We start from the raw sequence: 21,636 nt of genomic DNA on the forward strand, positions 1-21,636 counted from the left end.
GTTGGTAACTATTCTTCTTCGCCAATCTAAAATTAAGCTTTATTGGGTGGAAGAAGCAGGCTATTTTAAGTTTAAGCTTTAAAAAGAAGCTGGTTCTTTACTTGTCTCTTCAATTAAAAGAAAATTGACCTATAAATCAAGGTTGAATTTAGCGTAATTCAGAATTTCGGGGTAAAAAGCTTTGCTACTGCTTGCGCAAACGTTTGCGCAAATTCACAATATTTTGGGTCCTGATTATAAAATTAATTCTCCGCTGATTTTTTAAATTTTTGATCCGGAATAGATTGAAAATAAAGGTCAAAAATTTTGATTTAATCAGGAGGAAAAGCCTACATTGGTTTAGTAAAAGGTTACAATCCTTTTGCGCTGCTGGCCCCGGGAGTTGGAAATACGAATACTGCCGCTTTTTTCTTACCTCTAATTAGATTAACATGAAACAGGTTAACCGCAGAAATTTTTTAAAATCGACGGTAGCAGCGGGTTTGGGATCGTCTATTTTAACGCCTGACCTTTTAGGCGGGAAACAGCCTTTGGAAAATAACACTCCGGCACTAGCGCCCCCGGCTCAGACCGCTGCCCCCAAAAAAGTTATTGTGGCCGGGGCGGGTATTGCCGGGCTTTGCTGCGCCTACGAGCTCATGAAGCGCGGCCACGAAGTTACGGTTCTGGAAGCCTCGCCCCGGCACGGGGGGCACGTGTTAACCGTGCGCGACGGACTATCGGATGGCTTATACGCCGACTTTGGCGCCGAAAACATTACTCAGCCGGGTTACGAATTATTCTGGAACTATGCCAAGCAATTTAATATTCCGGTGCTGCCTTATCCCAAGCGCGAAAAAATACTCCGGCGGATCAACGGCCAGTTTTACTCCGAAGAAATGCTGGCGGATCCGGTGGTACTTAAAAAATTTAATTTAAATGCCCGGGAAATAAAATTTCTAACGCAAAACGAATGGCCGGAACTGCCTTTATTGTACACCAAACCTTACCTGTCCAAATTTAAAGATGAATACCAGCCTTTTGGCGTCGGCTATGATCATCTGGACAATACCCCGATCAGCGAAATTTACCGGAAAGAAGGTGCTTCTAAAGCCGGACTGGAATTTATGGGCGGCCAGGAAACCTCGGCTTTGTTCGAATTATGGCGGCAAGCCATTTTGCAACTCCGGGGATTACCGTTGTTTCCAAAAAAAGTCTTTCGGCTGCAAAACGGGAATCAAAGCTTACCCAATGCTTTTGCCAAGCAACTAGGGGAACGGGTGAAGCTAAACTGTCCCATTTTAAAAATTAACCACCACGCGCAAGGAGTTACGGTTCGGTATCAGGAATTTAACCAGGAAAAAGAAATAAAAGCCGACTATTTAGCGAACTGCATTCCTTTGCCGGCTTTTAGTAAAATTCCGGTGGAGCCTGCTTTATTGCCCGAGAAACAATACGTAGTAGATCATATTGCCTACGATTCTTACGCGCGGTTCGTCTTTCAGGCCAGTTCTAAATTCTGGCAGAAAGATAATCTGAGCATCAACATGGAATTAAATCATCCGAATATTGATGCCATTTGGCAAGTAGCCGAAGAAGTAGACACCCACCGGGTGGCCCTGATGGGGATGGGTCCCGGCGGCACCACGCCGCAACAAGCTTTAGCGGCCTTCCGGGAAGTTTATCCGGGCAAACAAGATACCATTGAACAGGTGTTGGTAAAGGATTGGCCCCGAGAACAATTTGCTTTTACTTGCGAACGGCTGAATTTTCCGATGGGCTCGCTTAAAAAACTTTGGCCGCACGTATTAACCCCCAACGGCCGCATTCATTTTGCGGGAGCTTACGCCGACAATCTAAATTGGGGCATGGAGGCAGCCACCCGATCCGCTAACCGCGTTGCCCAAGAAATAGATCAAGCTTAAATGTTTTCACCGAATTTGACGATACCATAGGAGTACCTTTACTTTTCCTGAGGCCCAAGTTTTTTAACATGAAACTCCAACTTTTTTAAAAAACCAGCGCCAAGATAGCTAATTAGGACGTGAAGCAATCGAATAAAGTGGCCTTTAAAAATGGGAAAGGAAGCCCTTAATCTTCTTTAAACAGCTTCATGCTCCTGGTAGCATTTGCCAATTTATTCGCCGCGGCTGGCGTATGGCCGTTATAAAAGCGTTGTTTTATAGAAAAATTTAAAAATAATGCTGCCTTTAAAAAAATCCACACCTTTTTTTAAATTTTCTGTATCCTGCGGGCAGGTCTAAGCAGTGGTGACTACCGCCTAAGGATGCAGCTTAACGAAATGCGATTAGTTTTGTAATTTTAAAAATTTTCAAAATACTATTTTAAAAATGCTTGATTTTTATAGTAGCTTAAACAGGATTATACCGGCAAAAAGAAAAACGCACAGTTCCCAAAATAACTTTTCAGGAACTACCACCTATATGATTATTACCAGATTTTTTTCTTTAATTTAAAATATAAATGAAAGGCTGGCCTTTAACTAACACCTTTACTGTTTAAGTACTGTAAGGCTTCGTTTTCCGATATTAGCACAAAAGTATCTAATACTTTATCGGACGTACCCGTGTTGTAGCCTTTAATGTAATAACACTGGTTGGCTTTGTATACCGCAAAATTATGGGCACCGTAAGGGGCACTCAGGTTACGGGCAAACGGAAATGCCCGAGATAAATCGAATCTTTTGCCGCAATTAGTTTGAATGATGTTGTTGAATTGGTGTTCCATGGCACGAAAATAATTTAAACGGGTTAATTGAAAGTTAAATTAAGATTAAGTTGTGTTAAGATACTATTATTTTTTTGGATAAAAAAAATATTCAAACATTAATATAGTTTTTAAATCGATTATTCCATTATTTTTAAAATATTTCAATGGATCTAGCTTTAGTAATAAGTTTAGTTCGGGATACTTTTTTTTTAGCTTAAATTGGAGGCTCATTAAAATAACTGAAACAGAAACGGTGACCAAAAAAAAATCTTCGGTTAAACGATCTACCACCAGGCAACTCCCATCTGGTAGAAAATCTTTCTTCTTTATTTTGGGGATAGGAGTACTTTGTGTCTGTGGCGTTTACCTGGTGCATCAGTATCCGCCGAGTTTTCTGGTTAAATGGCGCGGCAAAAAAACAATAGACCAAATAAGCAAAGAAGAAAAAGGTTACTACTATGGTTTACCCGGGGAACCGGTAAGTTGGCCAACGGGAGAGGTGGTGCGGGGTATTGACGTATCTAGGTACCAAGCTCATGTAAAATGGCCCGCAGTAAAAAAACAAAAGATTGCTTTTGTTTTCGTGAAAGCTACCGAAGGTTTTTTGGGCCGCGACCGCTTATTTCAAAAGCATTGGCGCAGAACCGGACAAGCAGGATTAATGCGGGGAGCCTACCACTTTTACCGCCCTAATCAACCGGCCTGGTTGCAAGCCATTAACTTTTTAACGCAGGTAGAGATTGGTACCGGTGATTTACCCCCCGTTTTAGATGTAGAACAGGCCGGCCATGCTACCGAAGAAGAATTACGCGACCGCGTGCGTACCTGGCTCCGATGGGTAGAATGGCAATACGGCGTAAAACCGATTATTTATACTAATTATAGTTTCTATAAATATTATTTTGAAGGCTTTTTTGAAGAATATCCTTTCTGGATTGCGCATTATCAGGTGAATAAATTAAAACTCACGGATTACAGCCGCAAACAAGTAAAGTTCTGGCAACACACCGACCGCGGCGCCGTGCCCGGCATTGAAGGCCGGGTTGATTGCAATGTGTTCTACGGCAGTAAAGCAGCTTTAAAGCAACTATGCGTGAATTAAAATACTTTCTTTAATTCTCTGTTTTTTAAATATTTAATGTTTAAACCTATAAAAAATTAAAAAACGCTTGGTTAATAAAACCTTTCGGTTCGTTTTAACGATGTTGCTATTGCATGTTAGTAATATTCATTAGTAAATAGTAATTGATATAAAAAGAGTATAGCGTTCATTACCGTTGATCGTTAGAGCCTTTTCAAGCCTCCATGCACTGGCGCTGTCTAGTTGGCACGTGCTGAGATTGCTCCTGAGCCAAACTGATGTCAGTTGCTAGTAGCTACCTAGATTACCTTCTTCAGAGTAATAATAACCTAATACGAAACCAACTTTCATTAGAATTTACTCAAAAGAAAACAAGACTAGGAAGTTTAATTTTGCCGCTTCTAGTATTGGGGCATATAGTAAATGTAATTTCTAAATTTTCCCGTAAAATCTATCTATTGGAGTCAGAAAAGCCGAAGCTAAGAATAAACATCATCAGTTTGGCTGTGAAGGGCCTTCTAAGGTTCCGGTACTGCGCAGCAGTATTCTGCAGCGGAGTGAGGAAAGGAAGCTTAGACTAGCCCGAAAGAGCCAAACGGGCCCCGCCGGGCAGGAGGCAAACTTGAAGTTAACATGCTAGGTAGCACCTGAGCCTGGAGACTGGAACAAGCTCCACAGAACTATACTGGCTTTAACTACTCTGATCGCTTGTGTTAGCTGGCGCAACCAATCCCTTGGTAGAAGCCTGTTCTAATTCTGTCCAGCTTTTACGCAAGATTTCGGCAAAGCAAAATACATCTTCAAAGGAATTATACAAAGGCACCGGCGCCACCCGGATAACGTTGGGCTCGCGCCAATCCAAAATAACGCCGGCCGCGGTTAGTTTTTCGAATAAAGCGCGTCCGTTTTGGTGTACCAGCAAAGATAGCTGGCAACCTCGAGCGGTGGGTTCGGCAGGCGTAATAATTTGCAATTGGGTGGCGGATAATCCCATTTCCTGAATTAAAAATTCTAAATAGCCGGTTAATTGTTCGCTTTTGGCTCGTAAGGCGGGCATGCCGGCTTCGTCAAAAATATCCAGCGCCGCTTTATGCGCGGCCATGGTTAAAATAGCGCCGTTACTAAGCTGCCAACCCGCCGCGCCCGCCATGGGTTTAAAGCCTTTTTTCATCTGAAAACGTTCTTCTGGGTTATGGCCCCACCAGCCGGCAAAACGGGGAAGGTCGGGATTATGGGCGTGTTTTTCGTGCACAAAAGCGGCTCCCACGCCACCCGGTCCGGAATTTAAATATTTATACGTACACCAAACGGCAAAATCAACTTCCCACTCGTGCAAGCTAAGCAAAACATTACCCGCAGCGTGCGCTAAGTCAAAACCCACCAAGGCACCGGCAGCATGTCCGGCTTTCGTGATGGCGGCTAAGTCAAATACCTGGCCGGTATAATAATTCAGGCCACCCATTAAAATCAGCGCTACCGAATGGGCATTTTCTGCAATGGCGGCTTCGATATCTGCGGTGCGCAAATTACATTCGCCGGGTCGGGGTTTTAGCTCCAAAATAGCCTCTTCCGGATGAAAGCCGTGAAATTTTACCTGCGTTTCCAGGGCGTATTGGTCCGAAGGAAAAGCGCCAGCTTCGGTAATAATACGGTAGCGCTCCGGAGTTGGCTGGTAAAAAGAAACCAGCAACAGATGTAAATTAGTGGTTAGATTATTCATCACGATTACTTCTGCGGGCTGAGCGCCCACTATCCGCGCCTCTTTTTCCGAAAATAACTCGTGGTACCGAAACCAAGGATTTTTCCCCTGAAAATGACCTTCGACCCCTAAATTTTGCCAATCCAGTAATTCTTGTTCCAGGGCTGCCCGTACCGATTTCGGCTGTAACCCCAACGAATTGCCGCATAAATAAATGGCGTCTTTCCCGTTTACCTGCGGAATGTAAAACCGTTCCCGAAACGTTTGTAATGAATCGTTATGATCTTGGGAGCGGGCAAATTGCAAAGAATTTTCGTAAGTCATAAGCTGGCCAGTGATAAAGCTGGTTCCCGTAGAAACGGAAATAAACCCTCAATAGATTTACTGTTTTTGGCGAATGATTGGTTGGCACGTTGTAATTGGGTGCTGCATACCAGAATTACTAAAATTAAGTTTATTGTAGAATTAGTTTGGTTAAAGGTAATTGTCCAGAAGAATAAACGCAGGAAAGCCTATACAAACAAGTTTTTCTATTTTTAAACAATTACCAGCAGTTGTAGTTAAAGCTTTAATTATAGCAAACCATAAACAGCAATATAGTACTTCACCAACGGAAGAAGTTTAGAAAGTTAATTTTAAAAAAATTGGTTTTACATTGCTTGTAATTCTGTTAAATTGTACTGTTTAATTTATTATGGCTATTTAAAAGCATTTATAGGTTTTTTAATTGTAATTTTTAAATAATTTAAAACCCATTGCCTCATTGATAAGTTAAGCGCTATTAATAACCTTTTCTGCCAGAGTGGTAGTATACGCGATTTTATACTATCCGCAGATACTTTCGTTATCTAACAAAATGTTGTTAAACCACCTTATCTATAACACGAATGAATCAATTCATGTTTGCTACCGGCATAGAAAATAGCTATCCGAATATTATTTTACCAGATGGGAAGGTAAAGCGAGTAGATGAAATGGAGAAAGCTTTTCATTACGATTTTTGGGAAGAAGATTTCCGGTTGGTAAAAGAAACCGGCATTGATTACCTGCGTTACGGCCCGCCTTTGTTCTCGACGCACGTGGGCCCGGGCCAGTACCATTGGGATTTTACCGACACTACCTTCCGGAAAATGGAGGAAATGAAAATTACCCCATTAGTAGATTTATGCCACTTTGGGGTACCCGATTGGTTAGGTAATTTCCAGAATACCGACTTTCCGCATTATTTTGCCGAATATGCCCGGGCTTTTGCCGAACGATTTCCGCATTTACAATTTTATACGCCCATTAACGAAATCTTTATTGCCGCCACTTTTTCGGGCCAGTATGGCTGGTGGAACGAATGTTTAAGCAGCGACAAAGCCTTTGTAACGGCCCTGAAGAATTTGTGTAAAGCCAACGTAATGGCGATGCACCAAATTTTAAAAGTGCGGCCCGATGCGGTATTTATTCAAAGTGAATCGTCGGAATATTTTCACGCCGAAGACCCGAGTTGCACCAAACTGGCTAGTTTTTTAAATCAGAAACGGTTTTTATCGTTGGATTTAACTTACGGCTATCCCATTCGGGCCATGATGTACGAATATCTGCTGGACAATGGCATGACCCGCGAAGAATACCATTGGTTTTTGCAGAATCAGGTAAAAGCCCACTGCATTATGGGCAACGATTATTATTTCACTAACGAGCACATGGTGCACGCCAACGGCAGCACCAGCGCTTCCGGCGAAATTTTTGGGTATTACGTGATTACCACGCAGTATTACAACCGCTACCGCTTACCGGTAATGCACACCGAAACCAACATGATTGAGCCGAACTCGGTAAACTGGCTCCGGAAAGAATGGGCCAATGCCAAACGTTTGCGCCGCGACGGTATTCCGTTAATGGGCTTTACCTGGTACAGCCTTATTGATCAGGTGGACTGGGATTCGGCGCTACGGGCCGATGTCGGGCGCGTAAATGCCTTAGGCTTATACGACATGAACCGCCAAATCCGGCCGGTGGGAGAAGCCTACAAAGAACTTATAAAGCAATGGAAAGGCGTAATGGAAGAAGAAAAATTCGGGCTGCACTTTAATTACTACTAGTATTTAGTCCAGAGTCGATAGACGATGGTCCACGGTTATAAGACACTGTATTTCGGTGGTTTTGGTTTTACGTTCTAGGCTTTCTGTTTAAATGGAGGTATTCAGGTTTAAAGTTTCAGATGGAAACAAGCGGCTGGTAGTGGATACTTATAACTTAAAACTTACAACTAACTTAAAACTTACAACCAAACTACTTACCGGAAGTTTGCTACCTTTACAATCCTCGGAATTTTAAAATTCCGATCGAAAGCGTATGACAACAGCCAATAATCAAGTAACTGTCATGGGAGCCGGCCTAGTCGGCTCCCTTTTGTCATTGTATCTGGCTAAGAATAACTATCAGGTGGCGGTATATGAGCGGCGCAACGACCTGCGGCAAAACTACGTGGAATACGGCCGTTCTATTAACCTGGCGCTCAGCGACCGCGGTTGGAAAGCTTTGGAAGGCGTAGGTATTGCGGAAGAGATTCGGAAAGTGGCTATTCCCATGTATGGCCGCATGATGCACGATGTACAGGGGCAGTTATCGTACCAGCCCTACGGTAAAGAAAACCAGGCTATTTACTCGGTATCGCGGGGCGGCTTAAACGTGGCGCTCATGAACCTGGTAGATCAGAACCCGAACATCGACCTGCATTTCAACCAGCAATGCCTGCACGTAGATTTGGTAGCCAACGAACTAGAAATGCTAAACACGGTTACCCAGGAAAAGCTGAAGATTCCGGCGAACCGGTTGTTCGGAACCGATGGGGCTTATTCTATGGTGCGTTATGCTTTGCAGAAAACGGAACGATACGAATTCTCGCAAACCTACCTGGAATACGGTTACAAAGAATTGCGCATTGCCCCGGGCGAAAACAACCAGTGGATGCTGGAGAAAAATGCTTTACACATCTGGCCCCGCGGCTCCTACATGATGATTGCCTTGCCCAACCTGGATGGCTCTTTTACTTGTACTTTATTTTTTCCTTACGAAGGCGACGTATCGTTTAACAGCCTGCAAACGGAAGCAGACATACTCGATTTTTTTAAAAAAATATTCCCCGATGCCTTGCCACTCATGCCGGATTTAGTGAGTGATTTTTTTGAAAATCCTACGGGTTCGCTGGTTACCATAAAATGCTTTCCATGGTCGCTGGAAGATAAAGTAGTATTGCTGGGCGATGCGGCGCACGCCATTGTGCCTTTTTACGGCCAGGGCATGAACGCTGGCTTCGAAGATTGCACCGAATTAAACCAATTATTAGAGCAACATTCCGGCGACTGGCAAACTATTTTTAAAAAATTTCAGGAACTCCGCAAACCCAACACCGATGCCATGGCCGAACTAGCCGTGCAGAACTTTATTGAAATGCGCGATTTAGTAGCCGATCCGCGGTTTTTGTTGCGCAAGAAAATAGAATCTAAGATAAATGCCCAGTTTCCGGAAAAATGGCTGCCGCTTTACACCATGGTTACCTATACGCATTTACCTTATTCCCAAGCCTTGGAAACCGGCAAGCACCAGGATAAAATCATGAAAAAACTCATGAAACATATTACCCACGAAAGCGACTACGATAAACCAGAAGTGCAGCAATTGGTGCAGAAATTAATGCGGTAAAAGCCGAGGAGAAAAGAATATTAACTACCTGTAAATCTATTACTCTGGCTCCTTTAAAAACACGGAAGTAATTCCTTGCCCGGTAATTATTTAAAAAATTCTATTGCATTTAACTATTTCTCTACCGATCCAGCCAGTTTTTAAAAGCATTTACTTTCTCGCGGCTTACCACTACATCTGGTTCGGGGGCGTTCCGGAGAAAGGTTTTTAAACGGCTGTTGGAGTAACTTACAATATCCTGAATGGCGGGTAAACTGATCATGTAACTGCGGTTAATCCGGAAAAACTGCTGCGGATCAAGCAAGTTTTCGAGTTGCTCCAGTGAAAAATCAATGACAAATCGCTTGTTTTCTTTCGTTTGCAAAAAAGTGGCCTTCTCTTTACTAAAAAAGAAATCAACCTGGTCAACCGGAATAGCTTTAATGTGTTCGCCTACCTTTACCACAAATCGGTTTTTGTAAGGAGTTTGCCCCAGCATGTGCATGGCTTTTTGTAAAAGTTCCAGATTAGGAGTAACCGAAACCGGCACCGGAGCAGCTAAATGGCGAAATTTCTGGAGAGCAGCCGCTAACTCATCGGCATCAATGGGTTTCAATAAATAATCAATGCTATTTACCTTAAACGCTTTTATGGCATACTCGTCGTAAGCGGTGGTAAAAATAACCGGACAAGGAACCTGGGTTTGATCAAAAATCTCGAAACTTAAACCATCGGCTAATTGAATATCCAGAAAAGCTACATCGGGTTTTAGACCAGAATTAAACTGCTGCACGGCTTTTCGTACCGATTCTATTTGACCGATAACTTGGATGTTTGGGTCAATTTGTACCAGTAAGCGGGCCAATCGGTTGGCCGCCAGTTTTTCGTCTTCAATGATCAGGGCGCGCATCAGGAGGTGAAATAGAGTAAAGGTAGTTTTACCCGAAAATACGCCGAGGTTTGTTCGATTAATACCGGCCTAGCCGTTAAGTAACGGTAGCGGGCTTCAATGTTTTTCAGGCCCATTCCTATTGAATCAGGGTGAAAATTTTTAATCTGAAAATTGTTTTCTACGGCCAGGTACTCGTCCGGCGTAACCGCTATTTTAAGGTGCAGCGGCTGGTCTTCCAGAATCATATTGTGTTTAATGGCGTTTTCCAGGAGCATTTGCACCGATAAGGGCGCAATCTGGTACTGGTAAAGTTCGGCAAGATCAGTGGTAATCTGCAAACTTTCACCGTACCGGATTTGCTGCAGAAAAATGTAAGACTGCACAAAGTTTAGTTCGTCGGCCAGCGGTACTACTTCTTTATTTTGGCTGTCCAGCACGTACCGGTACACTTCCGACAGTTGCTTAATAAACTTTACCGCCAGGTCTGGGTCGGTGGTTACCAGCGAGGTGAGCGCATTCAGACTGTTAAATAAAAAATGCGGATTTACCTGGGTTTTTAAGCTTTCGTACTGCGAGGCAATATTTTCTTTTTGCAGGCGCTCGGCATCAATCGCGGTTTGCCGCCAGCCTAATAAAAAGGAACGGCTATGCATAAACAACGAAATAAAAAACGTAATAATTACCGGCCCAAATACCATGCTTATCCATTGGTTGGTGCCCAATGCGTTGAAGCTTAGGCCGCGTAAAGGCAAGAGCACCAGGTTAATGCCCATAATAATTGTAAACGAAACCACTAAGGTAGCTACGGCGCTAATCCATAAGCGGCGGATGGGGTGTTGTAACCAGGGATAATAGCGCTCCAGTCCGCGCGACAAAAAGTGATTGGCCGTCCAGAGCAGGGCAAAAGCCACCGCCGAGAAAAATAAATTAAAAATTCCGCTTTTTACCTGCCACTTTTCCGGATGCTGGATATACGGGATAATCGCTAAGGATTGCACGAGCAAAAATATGAGAATTACCCATTTTAAAAATTTTGCAAAATGGCGCGGACGCGAGGAAGCTAATTTTACGGGTGGTTCCGGAACAGAAATGTTTTTGTGGAGGTAAGCCATAATCAGGAAGCTAAGATAAAGCGAAACTTAAACCCATTAAGGCTGCGGAGTACCCTGCATGCGACTACGGGCCTGGTTTAAATGCTCCGTAACCGTAATGGCCTTACCTACTTTGCCCAAGCCAAAAGGAGGCATGTTCACGTAAATGCTCTCGTGTTTGCCCCGCGTAATCTGGTAAGTTTCGTGCCATACGCCCACCGCTCTGGAGGCGCGTACCAGTTTATTAAATTTAACCCAGTTCGGAAAATGTTCGGCATCGGGGTTACGAGCGTAGGCTTCCAGCTTTTCAAAAGATTCCCAGTATTGCACCATCATGGTGGTGCGCCCAAACCATTGCTCACTCCCCAGAAAACCACTCGCCGGATTTTTTACTAACTCTTGAATCATGCGGGGCATGGACATAGCTACGGGCCACCATTGGCCAAAACTCCAGAATTTATTAATGCGCATGCCAATTAAAAATACCACAAAATCCTGGTTTAACTGGGTAGTCATGCGGCCGGGTATTATACTCATATTTTTAAATTTTAGCGGTTGAAAGAAAACATGATTAAAGCTGGCTCCTATTTTCCCATTTACTTTTAATTAATGCGGGAAGTAGTCTCCTTGTTTTAAAGCAAATAGAAGCTAAACCCAAAAGTTTTTTAAATTTTTTGTGGCCAAGCGTAGAAATATGCAACTGAAATGTAGATAAGCGTAATTGAAAGATAGATAGTTAGGGCCTTTTTTTGTTGTAGATAAAGCAATATTATTGTTAAAGGCGCAAAGCCTGCTATCTTAGAGATGTTTGCGCAACTTTAGCATAAGTCACTATTTATACGTAATAGCAATGAACAAGCTGATTCAAGAATTAAGTTCATAAATATGAAAGGTGAATGGATAAGGAAGTCTAAAGGAAATACGTCGGTTATTTTTGTACATGGAATTCTTTCTAGTGGAAAAACTTGTTGGACCCATAAAAATGGTTCTTTTTGGCCTGATTTATTAAAAGAAGAAAAGGAGTTTGAAGACTGGGGCATTTATAATTTCATGTATGAAACGGGCTTTTTCTCTGGTACTTATAACTTAAGCGATATTGTGGATGCATTGAAAGAGCAGCTGAAACTTGACAAACTACTCGATAGTAAGCAAATTGCGTTTGTTTGCCACAGTATGGGAGGAATCGTTGTTAGAAAGTTTATCGTGGAAAGGGTGTATGATTTTATTGAACAGGAGATAAAAATTGGCCTTTTCTTGGTGGCATCACCTTCGTTAGGTTCTTCTTATGCCAACTTATTTAGTGCTATAATTAAATTTGTAAGAAACTCGCAGGCAGATATACTACGATTTAATAAAGATAACTTATGGTTAAACAGCTTAGATAAAGAGTTTCAGAACCTGAGAAGTTCAAATAAACTTGAAATTAGAGGCAAAGAATTAATTGAAGATAAGTTTATTGTTCTAAAAAATTTTTGGACTAATCAGGTAGTTGAACCTTTTTCAGGAGCAAGATACTTTGGTGAATCTTACAAAGTGCCTTATTCCGATCACTTTTCGATTGCTAAGCCTGAGAATAAGGATGCTGTTCAACATCGTTTACTTTGTGAGTTCCTAAATGAATTTTTTAAAAATAAGGTTGACAAACAAGAAAAAAGTTTAGCTCACCAAATAATTACCTTTTTGGAGAAAAGAGGACTTTTGCATTTGGCTCTAGAAGGCAATCATCCGGAGCATCCACAAAGGTGCTATGAATACGCAAATACGTTGCGAGAAGGTATTATAACTATTCTTATGAAGATACCTCGAAATAGTCAAATTTATACATATGGAGATAGACTTCATGACGAGTTTATAAAATTCAGACGGGAACTGGAAAGACTTGGCATTGAAGCAAAAGAGCGTGAAACTGACTTAACCAATGAACAACTGGAAGGTTTTACTAAATCAATTTATGAATTAAGAAAGAATTGTTCGGGATACATCCAAGAACTGGGAAATAAATATAGTATAGATGTTTCAGATATTGTTTCGCAAATAGATTCTTCACTTCCAAATTTTGACAAACTTATATAAAGCCTTCTTTTATCATCATCTTTGTAGCTTTATCCACTGATGTTCCGGCATAAGTAATGTGAAATACTGCCACGACGCCAAGTCTTAGCCCTTAAGTACAAGTTAGTTCTAACTATATAGATAATATAAATTTATGAGAGTGAAAAAACTTTTTTATTTCTCTTTCTTTTAAAAAACATTTACAAAATATAACCAACTCTCGGGCGCATTCTTAAAAAATATGATAATATAATATAAATGAACCATATGAAAACAATGCTATTTCATATACCGGATAATGTAGAATTAGATGTAAAACAAACCGCCCGGTTTTTAGCGGCTAAACTTTACGAAGCGGGAAAATTAAGTTTAGGGCAAGCAGCGGAGGTAGCCGGGCTTTCTAAAGTTGCTTTTGCCGAAATACTGAGCGATTACAACGTAGCCTTGTTTAATTATCCGGCTAGTGAAATTGGGAAAGATGCCTCCATTATCTAAAATCGTTATTGCCGATACTACTTGCTTTATTCTTTTAGACAAAATTGATGAAATTACATTAGACTTCTTTCAAAAGTAATTAGATATTAAGTAAATAGCAGAACTTTGCGGTATGGTGACAAAATACGAACAAATCCGCTTTTTAAGCGAAGCTCTTTTCCGGCGCTTAACAGGGGTGCATAAAGCCACCTTTGAGCACATGAAAGCAGTTTTAAGCGAACAAATAGCCAAAAACAAGAAAGTTCTCGGTCGTCCTAGTCGCTTGTCGGAGGCCGATCAAGTATTGATGATGTTAGAATATAATCGGGAATACCGGACCTATTTTCACATCGCTCAGAGCTACCAAGTGAGTGAAGCCACGGCCTTCCGCTTGATTACACGAGCGGAAAATCTTTTACTCCAATCCGGGGAATTTAGCTTACCTGGCAAAAAAGCCCTTCTCCAAAGTTCCATCAGTTACCAAGTAGTACTGGTAGATGCTACGGAGACAAGAATCGAACGTCCCCAAAAAAACAAAGACGCTACTACTCGGCTAAAAAGAAACAACATCATCTGAAAACACAAATGATAGTGGATAAGAAGAGCGGAAAAATCATTTGTACGCATTTTGCCAAAGGAGCAGTGCATGATTTCCAACTTTTTAAATGCAGCCAGCTTAAACTCCCAACTCCTATCCTGCTATTAGCGGATTCGGGTTATCAAGGAATCAAAAAGTTGATCCCGCAAGCCCATACCCCGAAGAAGGCCTCCAAACATTATCCTTTAACGCGGCAAGACCAGCAACAAAACCGAGCGTTGTCTTCCCAGCGAATCAAGATTGAAAACGTGTTTGGTTTTCTTAAACGATTCAAAATTTTTGCTACCAAGTATAGAAATCGTCGAAAGCGCTTTGGCTTACGCTTTAACCTCTTTGCTGCCATTGCTAATTACGACACTATCTAAGTACTTTTGAAAGAAGTCTATTATTAAAACAGCTATTTAAGGAGGTAATAACCACTAAGGAGATTGCGCAAGAGTTCGGGAAAGAATTACCAGAATGGATCTTTATTGAATCTGTGAAGGATAGAAAGTATCAGGCTGTATTGGCGCTAGAAGTAGACGAAGGCGAAGCCAGTGCTATTGCATTGTGTGCGGAAAAGTTGGACGCTTTATTGATTTTGGATGATTTACAGGCTCGAAAATTAGCTGAAAAATTAAAATTAAATTATACAGGCACATTAGGAATAATAGCTAGAGCAAAAAAAGAAGGAGTTATTGCTTCAGTTAAACCAATTATTGAAAAAATACGAATGACCAACTTCAGATTTAGCGAAGAAGTATTTGCCGCAATCATAAAAGCAGCTGGAGAATGAGGAAGCTTGTAGGTGGCCTGGAGCAATTACAACTTAAGTGAAAAGCCAGAGAAAGTTATACTAAAATACACCCAGGTAAATTCTTGGATCATACCAAAATACCAATACCGGTGCTAAGCGTGAGACCCAGGAAAAAACCCGTATAAACCTGCAGAGGGGTATGCGCATCTAACGCCAACCGGGCTGATAAAACGGCCCCACTCATTAAAATAGTGCCGGAAACCAGGTGTAAGGAGCGCTGTTCCGGTTGCCAGGTATGCAGCAATAGCATAAAACCCAGTGCCCCACCCATGCCAATGCTGTGCGCGCTTATTTTCCAGAAGCGGGAAATAATAAAGGTTAAAAAAACGGCCATCGTAATTACGGCCATAATGGCGTAGAGTAAATCGTCAAAAACCTGTTCGCGGTAAAACATGTAGGTAGCCATGGCAAAGCAAACAGTGGTAAAAAACAAAGGCCAGCTGCGTTCACTGCGTTCTTCGGCCAGCATGGATTTAACGTAACCCGTTCGTACTAATGCCAAAGTGCCCAGCGTAGGAATCAGGAAAGTAGAAATAAAAACCAGCAGCATTACCAACCAACGGCTTACCAACGGAAAAGTAAGCATGGAATCGGGCATTACGTACAAAAGCAGATAATACAAGTAACTAGGAACGAGCAACGGATGAAAAATAACGGATAAGATCTGCGCCAACGTTCGGTTCACTTTAAGAGTTATGAGTTGAAAGTTAAGAGTTATAAGTTGCTAACTATTTTTAAGAAAATAATTAAATCAACTTTAATGAGCTTAAAAGTAAATAATTAAAATAAAACAACCATTACTGTTTCCACTCTTAACTTATAACTTTCAACTCATAACTCTTTCCGCAGTCGGGCTACGGGTATGTTTAGTTGTTCGCGGTATTTGGCTACGGTGCGGCGGGCAATGTTGTAGCCTTTGTCGTTCAGCATTTTTTCCAGTTTGTCATCCGATAAAGGTTTTTTCTTATTTTCTTTATCAATAATTTCTTTCAGAATGTGTTTTACTTCCCGGCTGCTGGCGTCTTCGCCGGAGTCGGTGGCAATGCCTTCGGAGAAGAAATACTTCAACGGATAAACCCCAAACTCGGTTTGTACGCTTTTGCTGTTCGCTACCCGCGAAATCGTGGAAATGTCCATCCCGATATCTTCGGCAATGTCTTTTAAGATCATGGGCCGCAGTTTGCTTTCGTCACCTTCCAGGAAAAATTCGCGCTGGCGTTTTACAATGGCTTCCATGGTGCGCAGTAAAGTTTGCTGCCGTTGTTTAATCGCATCAATAAACCACTTGGCCGCATCCAGCTTTTGCTTTACAAAAGTTACCGTTTCTTTAAATTTTTTATCTTTCTTGGCGCTTTTATCGTAGGCGTCGAACATATCGGCGTATTCGCGGCTTATGCGTAAATCGGGCGCGTTGCGGGAGTTAAGGGTTAAATTAAACTGGCCATTTTCTAAGGTTAAGATAAAATCCGGAATAATGTATTGGGGTTTGCCGGCTCCCGCATCCGACCCGCCCGGTTTAGGGTTTAACTTTAAAATAATATTAATCGCTTGTTTTAGCTCGAAATCATCAATATCGAGCCGCGATTTAATTTTTTCGTAATGCTTTTTGGTAAATTCGTCGTAACACTCGTCAATAATGCGCTCCGCAATTTCGGTAAATTCATCTTGTTCGTGGCGTTCGAGTTGCAGTAGTAAGCATTCCTGTAAATCACGGGCCGCAATACCAGCGGGGTCGAAGGTTTGAATTTTACGCAGAACGGCTTCTATCTCGGCTTCGGAAGCTTCAATGTTCTGCGAAAAAGCGAGATCGTTGGCAATTGAACTAAGTTCGCGCCGGATGTAGCCGTCGTTGTCGATGCTGCCAATGAGCTGCATGCCAATAGCTTCCTGTTCTTCGTTCAAATTTAAAAAACCGAGCTGGTCGAGCAGCGCATCAATTAACGAGGAAGAGCCGGCTAAGGGCATGTCGCGGTCTTCTTCTTCCCCGGGGCCATCACCCTGCATTTTATAACCCGCAATCTCGTCGGAATGCAAGTAGTCATCCAAGTCCAGATCGCCGCCATCATCTACCACGGTATCTTCCGGACCATCGTAGCTGTCATCCGAACTGCCTTCGTCAAAATCTTCGTCGAGGCTGTCGTCGGCGTCAAAATCATCGTCGCTGTCCTCGCTTTCATCATCATCCGTGCGTTCTTTATCTTCGTCAGAACCTTCTTCTAAAGCAGGGTTCATCTCCATCTCTTCTTTTATCCGCATTTCCAGTTCGGCCGTGGGTATTTGCAACAGTTTTATGAACTGTATCTGCTGCGGCGATAGCTTCTGGGATAAAAGTTGTTTTAAATCGAGTCTTTGCATAACGGGGCCATCTTACCGGCGGATTAGTTGGCTCTTCAAAAATATGATATTTTTACTGGTGTTCTAAAAAAAAGGTTAAAATATCGTTACTTTGTGCCGAATCGGGTATCAGGTAGCAAGTAGCAAGTAGCAGGATATTAAGTAGCAAGATGCTAATAAAATAAGAAGAAATAACATTTCTTACTTAATATCCTGCTACTTGCTACTAAAATAAGTAAGTCTTGCTACCTGATACTTGTTACCTGATACTACCGTAAAAATGAAACGAATTAAAGTTGCCGAATTGCTGCAAGGAACTGCTCTGGGGCAGGAGGTATTATTAAAAGGCTGGGTGCGCACCAAGCGCGGAAATAAATTTGTGAATTTCATCGCCGTAAACGATGGTTCTACCATCAACACCATTCAGGTGGTAGCGGATGTGCAGCAGTTTAACGAAGAAAGTTTAAAAGATATTACAACCGGTGCTTGCGTGGCGGTTACGGGTACGCTCGTGGAGTCGCAGGGGAAAGGACAGTCCGTGGAAATACAGGCGAAAATCATCGAAGTAATTGGTTTGGCCGACCCCGAAACGTATCCTTTACAGAAAAAAGGCCATTCGCTGGAGTTTTTGCGCGAAATAGCGCATTTGCGCCCGCGTACCAATACTTTTGGCGCGGTGTTTCGCATCCGGCACGCCATGTCGTACGCGGTGCATAAATATTTTAACGATAAAGGTTTTTACTACGTGCAAACGCCCATTATAACGGGTTCCGATGCCGAAGGAGCCGGTCAAATGTTTCGGGTAACCACCCTGGATGTAGCTAATCCGCCTAAAACCGAAACGGGAGCCGTTGATTTTTCGCAGGACTTTTTTGGTAAAACCACCAATCTTACCGTATCGGGGCAATTAGAAGGCGAAGTGGCCGCGATGGCTCTGGGCGAAATTTATACGTTTGGCCCCACGTTCCGGGCCGAAAACTCGAACACTACCCGTCACTTAGCCGAGTTCTGGATGATTGAGCCCGAGATGGCTTTCTACGACCTGGCCGATAACATGGAACTGGCCGAAGATTTTTTAAAATTTTTGGTGCTTTACGCCCTCAATAACTGTAAAGATGATTTGCAGTTTTTAAATGACATGTACGACAAGGAGCTGCTGAACCGGTTAAACTTTGTAGTAAACAATAATTTTGAACGCCTGGAATACACGCAAGCCGTCGAAATTTTAAAAACCGCCAAGCAAAAGTTTGAATACCCGGTGGAGTGGGGCACCGATTTGCAAAGCGAACACGAACGGTATTTAGTAGAGAAACACTTTAAAAAACCGGTTATTCTCATTAACTACCCGAAACACATTAAAGCTTTTTACATGAAACAAAACGAAGATGGTAAAACCGTACGGGCCATGGACGTGCTGTTTCCGGGGATCGGTGAAATAATTGGCGGTTCGCAACGGGAAGAAAATTACGAAAAACTAGCGGCCCGCATCCAGGAAATGGGCATTCACGCAGAAGAATTGTGGTGGTACCTGGAACTGCGTAAATTTGGCACGGCTCCGCACGCGGGTTTTGGCTTAGGCTTCGAGCGGCTTATTTTGTTCGTTACCGGTATGGGCAACATCCGCGACGTGATTCCTTTCCCCCGCTTTCCTAAAAGTGCTGAATTTTAAAATAGTATCAAGTAACAGGACGCTAGATACTAAACTTTTAATATTTTATTATATGAGGCCCACTGTTTTAACAGTGGGCTTTTTGTTTGCGCAACTTCAGAACTTCTTAATACCAGGCGGAAAGTTCTTCTATTCTTTTAATCCTATCTGTTACAAATTACTCTACTATTGTAATTGCCTTCTTGCTGTAAAATTGAGCATTTAAATCATTCTCCCATTCACTGATTTTGGGCTCCTGCCGAAAGTAAATTGATTTGGGCCGGTGCGTTAAATCTTTTACGGAGCAAACAGAACACGTACTGGTTTTTAAATAATTGTGCCGGTTTGTTAATTCTTGGTTATAAGCTGCTGCTTCGCCACTCAGCCAGTCGGCATAAGCCGTTCGTACGTTGGATTGTTTGTTATGAAAAATTAACAGAAAACACGCGCCTAACAATAATACCTGGGCATAAGTGGGTAATTGATGCTGAAAACCCGGCCGATGAATTTGATAATATTTTACAATTAAGGATACGTTCAAAAACCAGCCTAGTAAAAAAATAAAATAAATATAATTTTGAGTCCAGATAGGCGCGTGCATGCCTCGGTTCCAGTAAATAATAAAGTAGAACTGAAAAATAAGCAGGTACAAAAGAGTCGTGGTAATAATCGGATGGGGTAGCTGATGAATGCTAATATTTTTAAATAATTTATAGCTTACGGGGATAAACAATAGCGTTAAAAGTAAAATAGGCGATAGCGTTAAGTAATTACAGGTATTGTTTAGAGTAACCGCTAAGGCGTAAGAAAACGCATAAAGCAGGTTACTATGATTGGTATGCGTTTGCAAGCGAGCTACATTGCCGGGGCTTAGAATAACCAGCAAACTGCACCCAAGAGCCAGCACCAGAAAATACAAGAGCATCCGGTTTATGCGCTTGTACCGCCAAGAATCTATTAAGAACAAGCCCAGCAAACCTTCCACAATAATAACCATGCTTAGCTCATTGCAACCAATACCAGCAATAATCAGGAATGAAAGTACTACGATATAGCCGCCTTGTCGCAAAGTGGTTCGCTTCTGCTTAAAACTAATTAAACCACCGCTTAGTAAAAGCAGGCAAATGATAGCTGTTTGATAATTTAAGGCGCTCGACATCCAATAATACCCAGAAGCAATAGCGGGCATAAAACCCAAATAAAGCACTTGCAAAAGCAGCGTATAAAATATCTTTAGTTTAGTAGGTATATGCAAAAGAATTCTGGTGATCAGAAGATACAGAGAAGTTAGGTTAAGGAAAATAAGTAAAATGGGTAAAAGTTTATATCCAATTAATGAATCATACACCAAAGGATTAAAACTACCTAAAAACATAGACGTGTACCGGCCACTCCAATTTTGCCGGATATCAGCTTGGGCCTGCCAGGCACCTTTGGCAACTACCATGTTGGTTAACCAGAAATCGTCGGCGGAAGGATGGCAAAAAGCCGCTAAAATTAAAAAAGGCAACACAGCCAGACTTAATAGAAGCAGCCCGATATTAACCCAGCCGAAACGGTGAACATAGCCTGTTAGAAACAAAAAGAACTTCTCGTAAAAAGCTGTCTTCATTGGGGTAAAGCTAATTAATTTTCAGGTAAAATAGCTTTTCCGGCACTAGTTGCAGAAATAAACAAAAAGCAATGGTATTCCATTAGAATTAATTAGTTTTAGAATAACAAGTAGATCTTTTTAAACTGGTTTTTTATGTACGAAACCCTGCATTACTTTGCTTCCGGCAGCATTGCCACCATTGCATTAAACCGTCCGGAGGTATTTAACGCGGTAAACGAAAAACTAACTTACGAACTGCAAGCGGCTTTAGAACAAGTTGCCATCGATCAGGAAATACGAGCTGTTATATTTACGGGTTTGGGTAAAGCATTTTGCTCTGGTCAGGATTTAAAAGAAAGTACGGTTTTAAAAAATGCGTCATTAGCCGAGGCCTTACATCAACGGTATAACCCACTTATCCGGACCATGCGCGATTTACCGAAGCCGATCATTTGCAAACTAAACGGGGTGGCCGCCGGAGCGGGTTGCTCCTTGGTGCTGGCCTGCGATGTGATTATTGCTTCGGAAGCAGCCAGCTTGAGCCAGTTGTTTATTAACATTGGTTTGGTGCCCGACTCTGGCTCCAGCTTTTTTCTGCCTCGCCTGGTAGGGTCGCTCAAAGCTTTTGAATTATGTGCGTTAGGTACCAAAATAAGTGCCCACGATGCGCTGGAGCTAGGCTTAGTAAACCAGGTAGTTACCGCAGAAGCCCTCGATAAAACGGTGCAGCAAATGGCCGAGCGTTACGCGGCGGCTCCCACCAAAGCCATTGGTTTAATAAAAAAAATGCTCCAGAAATCCGGGAGCGCCACCTTACAGGAGATGCTTGATTATGAAGCACATTGCCAAGAGCTTGCCGGTAACACGGCCGATTTCCGGGAAGGCGTAGCAGCCTTTCTGGAAAAAAGAGAACCTCGCTTTACGGGTAATTAATATTTTGTTAGTTGGTTTTGCTTTTAAAACGTAATAGTAATAGCTGCGTATAGTAGGTAAGAT

The 21,636-nt window shown here is 42.2% G+C and carries 18 protein-coding genes; 10 read left to right on the forward strand and 8 right to left on the reverse strand.

The features are described from left to right. The first annotated feature begins 431 nt into the window (after window positions 1–431). Entirely contained in the window at window positions 432–1,904 is a 1,473-nt protein-coding gene (locus tag AHMF7616_RS03080) for a flavin monoamine oxidase family protein (RefSeq protein ID WP_115371549.1), read from the forward strand. 574 nt (window positions 1,905–2,478) lie between these two features. Here AHMF7616_RS03080 and AHMF7616_RS03085 read toward each other — a convergent pair. Then, entirely contained in the window at window positions 2,479–2,727 is a 249-nt protein-coding gene (locus tag AHMF7616_RS03085) for a hypothetical protein (protein ID WP_115371550.1), read from the reverse strand. Window positions 2,728–2,962: 235 nt separating this feature from the next. Here AHMF7616_RS03085 and AHMF7616_RS03090 point away from each other — a divergent pair, with 235 nt between their 5' ends. Next, the gene (locus AHMF7616_RS03090; protein WP_158546084.1) at window positions 2,963–3,811 is read left to right on the forward strand and encodes a glycoside hydrolase family 25 protein; all 849 of its coding nucleotides are present in this window, start codon (window positions 2,963–2,965) and stop codon (window positions 3,809–3,811) included. A gap of 670 nt (window positions 3,812–4,481) precedes the next feature. Here the strand turns inward: AHMF7616_RS03090 and kynU are convergent. Next, window positions 4,482–5,813: a kynureninase gene (gene kynU, locus AHMF7616_RS03095; protein ID WP_115371552.1), complete on the reverse strand. Its 1,332-nt coding sequence runs from the start codon at window positions 5,811–5,813 to the stop codon at window positions 4,482–4,484. Between the two features lie 563 nt (window positions 5,814–6,376). Here kynU and AHMF7616_RS03100 point away from each other — a divergent pair. Further along, entirely contained in the window at window positions 6,377–7,579 is a 1,203-nt protein-coding gene (locus AHMF7616_RS03100; RefSeq protein ID WP_115371553.1) for a family 1 glycosylhydrolase, read from the forward strand. Window positions 7,580–7,832: 253 nt separating this feature from the next. After that, complete coding sequence (locus AHMF7616_RS03105; protein ID WP_115371554.1) at window positions 7,833–9,182, forward strand: FAD-dependent oxidoreductase; 1,350 nt, start codon at window positions 7,833–7,835, stop codon at window positions 9,180–9,182. A 121-nt stretch (window positions 9,183–9,303) separates the two neighbouring features. Here AHMF7616_RS03105 and AHMF7616_RS03110 read toward each other — a convergent pair whose 3' ends face one another. From AHMF7616_RS03110 to AHMF7616_RS03120, 3 genes are read right to left on the reverse strand one after another with little or no spacing between them, the layout of a single operon-like run. Beyond that, window positions 9,304–10,071, reverse strand: a complete 768-nt coding sequence (locus AHMF7616_RS03110) for a LytR/AlgR family response regulator transcription factor (protein ID WP_115371555.1) — start codon at window positions 10,069–10,071, stop codon at window positions 9,304–9,306. Next, on the reverse strand, window positions 10,071–11,165 hold the full coding sequence (locus tag AHMF7616_RS03115) for a sensor histidine kinase (protein ID WP_115371556.1): 1,095 nt from the start codon (window positions 11,163–11,165) through the stop codon (window positions 10,071–10,073). Before AHMF7616_RS03115 ends, AHMF7616_RS03110 begins: the two co-directional genes overlap by 1 nt. A 36-nt stretch (window positions 11,166–11,201) precedes the next feature. Beyond that, complete coding sequence (locus AHMF7616_RS03120) at window positions 11,202–11,681, reverse strand: DUF4188 domain-containing protein (protein WP_115371557.1); 480 nt, start codon at window positions 11,679–11,681, stop codon at window positions 11,202–11,204. 348 nt (window positions 11,682–12,029) lie between these two features. Between AHMF7616_RS03120 and AHMF7616_RS03125 the strand changes: the two genes are divergently transcribed. The 4 genes from AHMF7616_RS03125 to AHMF7616_RS03140 all read left to right on the forward strand — a co-directional run bounded on the left by AHMF7616_RS03125 (window position 12,030) and on the right by AHMF7616_RS03140 (window position 15,043). Continuing rightward, window positions 12,030–13,217, forward strand: a complete 1,188-nt coding sequence (locus AHMF7616_RS03125) for an esterase/lipase family protein (RefSeq protein ID WP_115371558.1) — start codon at window positions 12,030–12,032, stop codon at window positions 13,215–13,217. 246 nt (window positions 13,218–13,463) lie between these two features. Then, complete coding sequence (locus AHMF7616_RS03130) at window positions 13,464–13,691, forward strand: UPF0175 family protein (protein ID WP_115371559.1); 228 nt, start codon at window positions 13,464–13,466, stop codon at window positions 13,689–13,691. Between the two features lie 112 nt (window positions 13,692–13,803). Next, window positions 13,804–14,633 (forward strand): IS5 family transposase gene (locus tag AHMF7616_RS03135; protein ID WP_115371190.1). Its coding sequence is split into 2 segments (ribosomal slippage): window positions 13,804–14,197 and window positions 14,197–14,633, totalling 831 coding nucleotides; the frame shifts between segments, so codons are not numbered across the junction. A 113-nt stretch (window positions 14,634–14,746) separates the two neighbouring features. Next, window positions 14,747–15,043: a PIN domain-containing protein gene (locus tag AHMF7616_RS03140; RefSeq protein ID WP_158546085.1), complete on the forward strand. Its 297-nt coding sequence runs from the start codon at window positions 14,747–14,749 to the stop codon at window positions 15,041–15,043. 88 nt (window positions 15,044–15,131) lie between these two features. Here the strand turns inward: AHMF7616_RS03140 and AHMF7616_RS03145 are convergent, their stop codons facing one another. Next, window positions 15,132–15,749, reverse strand: a complete 618-nt coding sequence (locus AHMF7616_RS03145) for a hypothetical protein (RefSeq protein WP_115371561.1) — start codon at window positions 15,747–15,749, stop codon at window positions 15,132–15,134. A gap of 146 nt (window positions 15,750–15,895) precedes the next feature. Beyond that, complete coding sequence (gene rpoN / locus AHMF7616_RS03150) at window positions 15,896–17,419, reverse strand: RNA polymerase factor sigma-54 (RefSeq protein ID WP_115371562.1); 1,524 nt, start codon at window positions 17,417–17,419, stop codon at window positions 15,896–15,898. 259 nt (window positions 17,420–17,678) lie between these two features. On the opposite strand from rpoN, the gene asnS reads away from it, so the two are divergent. Beyond that, complete coding sequence (asnS, locus tag AHMF7616_RS03155; protein ID WP_115371563.1) at window positions 17,679–19,067, forward strand: asparagine--tRNA ligase; 1,389 nt, start codon at window positions 17,679–17,681, stop codon at window positions 19,065–19,067. A 157-nt stretch (window positions 19,068–19,224) separates the two neighbouring features. Here asnS and AHMF7616_RS03160 read toward each other — a convergent pair whose 3' ends face one another. Next, a complete protein-coding gene (locus AHMF7616_RS03160) occupies window positions 19,225–20,658 on the reverse strand; it encodes a DUF6056 family protein (protein ID WP_115371564.1) in 1,434 nt (477 codons plus the stop codon). A 135-nt stretch (window positions 20,659–20,793) separates the two neighbouring features. Between AHMF7616_RS03160 and AHMF7616_RS03165 the strand changes: the two genes are divergently transcribed. Beyond that, entirely contained in the window at window positions 20,794–21,573 is a 780-nt protein-coding gene (locus AHMF7616_RS03165) for an enoyl-CoA hydratase-related protein (RefSeq protein WP_115371565.1), read from the forward strand. Window positions 21,574–21,636: the final 63 nt, after the last annotated feature.

Origin of the sequence: Adhaeribacter pallidiroseus, from assembly GCF_003340495.1 — a bacterium.
In the GTDB taxonomy this organism is placed as follows: domain Bacteria; phylum Bacteroidota; class Bacteroidia; order Cytophagales; family Hymenobacteraceae; genus Adhaeribacter; species Adhaeribacter pallidiroseus.

What these genes read in the sequence shown, in the direction of transcription:
- AHMF7616_RS03080 (WP_115371549.1), top strand. Translation starts at nt 432, where the DNA reads ATGAAACAGGTTAACCGCAGAAATTTTTTAAAATCGACGGTAGCAGCG.
- AHMF7616_RS03085 (WP_115371550.1), bottom strand. Translation starts at nt 2,727, where the DNA reads ATGGAACACCAATTCAACAACATCATTCAAACTAATTGCGGCAAAAGA.
- kynU (WP_115371552.1), bottom strand. Translation starts at nt 5,813, where the DNA reads ATGACTTACGAAAATTCTTTGCAATTTGCCCGCTCCCAAGATCATAAC.
- AHMF7616_RS03100 (WP_115371553.1), top strand. Translation starts at nt 6,377, where the DNA reads ATGAATCAATTCATGTTTGCTACCGGCATAGAAAATAGCTATCCGAAT.
- AHMF7616_RS03105 (WP_115371554.1), top strand. Translation starts at nt 7,833, where the DNA reads ATGACAACAGCCAATAATCAAGTAACTGTCATGGGAGCCGGCCTAGTC.
- AHMF7616_RS03110 (WP_115371555.1), bottom strand. Translation starts at nt 10,071, where the DNA reads ATGCGCGCCCTGATCATTGAAGACGAAAAACTGGCGGCCAACCGATTG.
- AHMF7616_RS03115 (WP_115371556.1), bottom strand. Translation starts at nt 11,165, where the DNA reads ATGGCTTACCTCCACAAAAACATTTCTGTTCCGGAACCACCCGTAAAA.
- AHMF7616_RS03120 (WP_115371557.1), bottom strand. Translation starts at nt 11,681, where the DNA reads ATGAGTATAATACCCGGCCGCATGACTACCCAGTTAAACCAGGATTTT.
- AHMF7616_RS03125 (WP_115371558.1), top strand. Translation starts at nt 12,030, where the DNA reads ATGAAAGGTGAATGGATAAGGAAGTCTAAAGGAAATACGTCGGTTATT.
- AHMF7616_RS03130 (WP_115371559.1), top strand. Translation starts at nt 13,464, where the DNA reads ATGAAAACAATGCTATTTCATATACCGGATAATGTAGAATTAGATGTA.
- rpoN (WP_115371562.1), bottom strand. Translation starts at nt 17,419, where the DNA reads ATGCAAAGACTCGATTTAAAACAACTTTTATCCCAGAAGCTATCGCCG.
- asnS (WP_115371563.1), top strand. Translation starts at nt 17,679, where the DNA reads ATGAAACGAATTAAAGTTGCCGAATTGCTGCAAGGAACTGCTCTGGGG.
- AHMF7616_RS03160 (WP_115371564.1), bottom strand. Translation starts at nt 20,658, where the DNA reads ATGAAGACAGCTTTTTACGAGAAGTTCTTTTTGTTTCTAACAGGCTAT.
- AHMF7616_RS03165 (WP_115371565.1), top strand. Translation starts at nt 20,794, where the DNA reads ATGTACGAAACCCTGCATTACTTTGCTTCCGGCAGCATTGCCACCATT.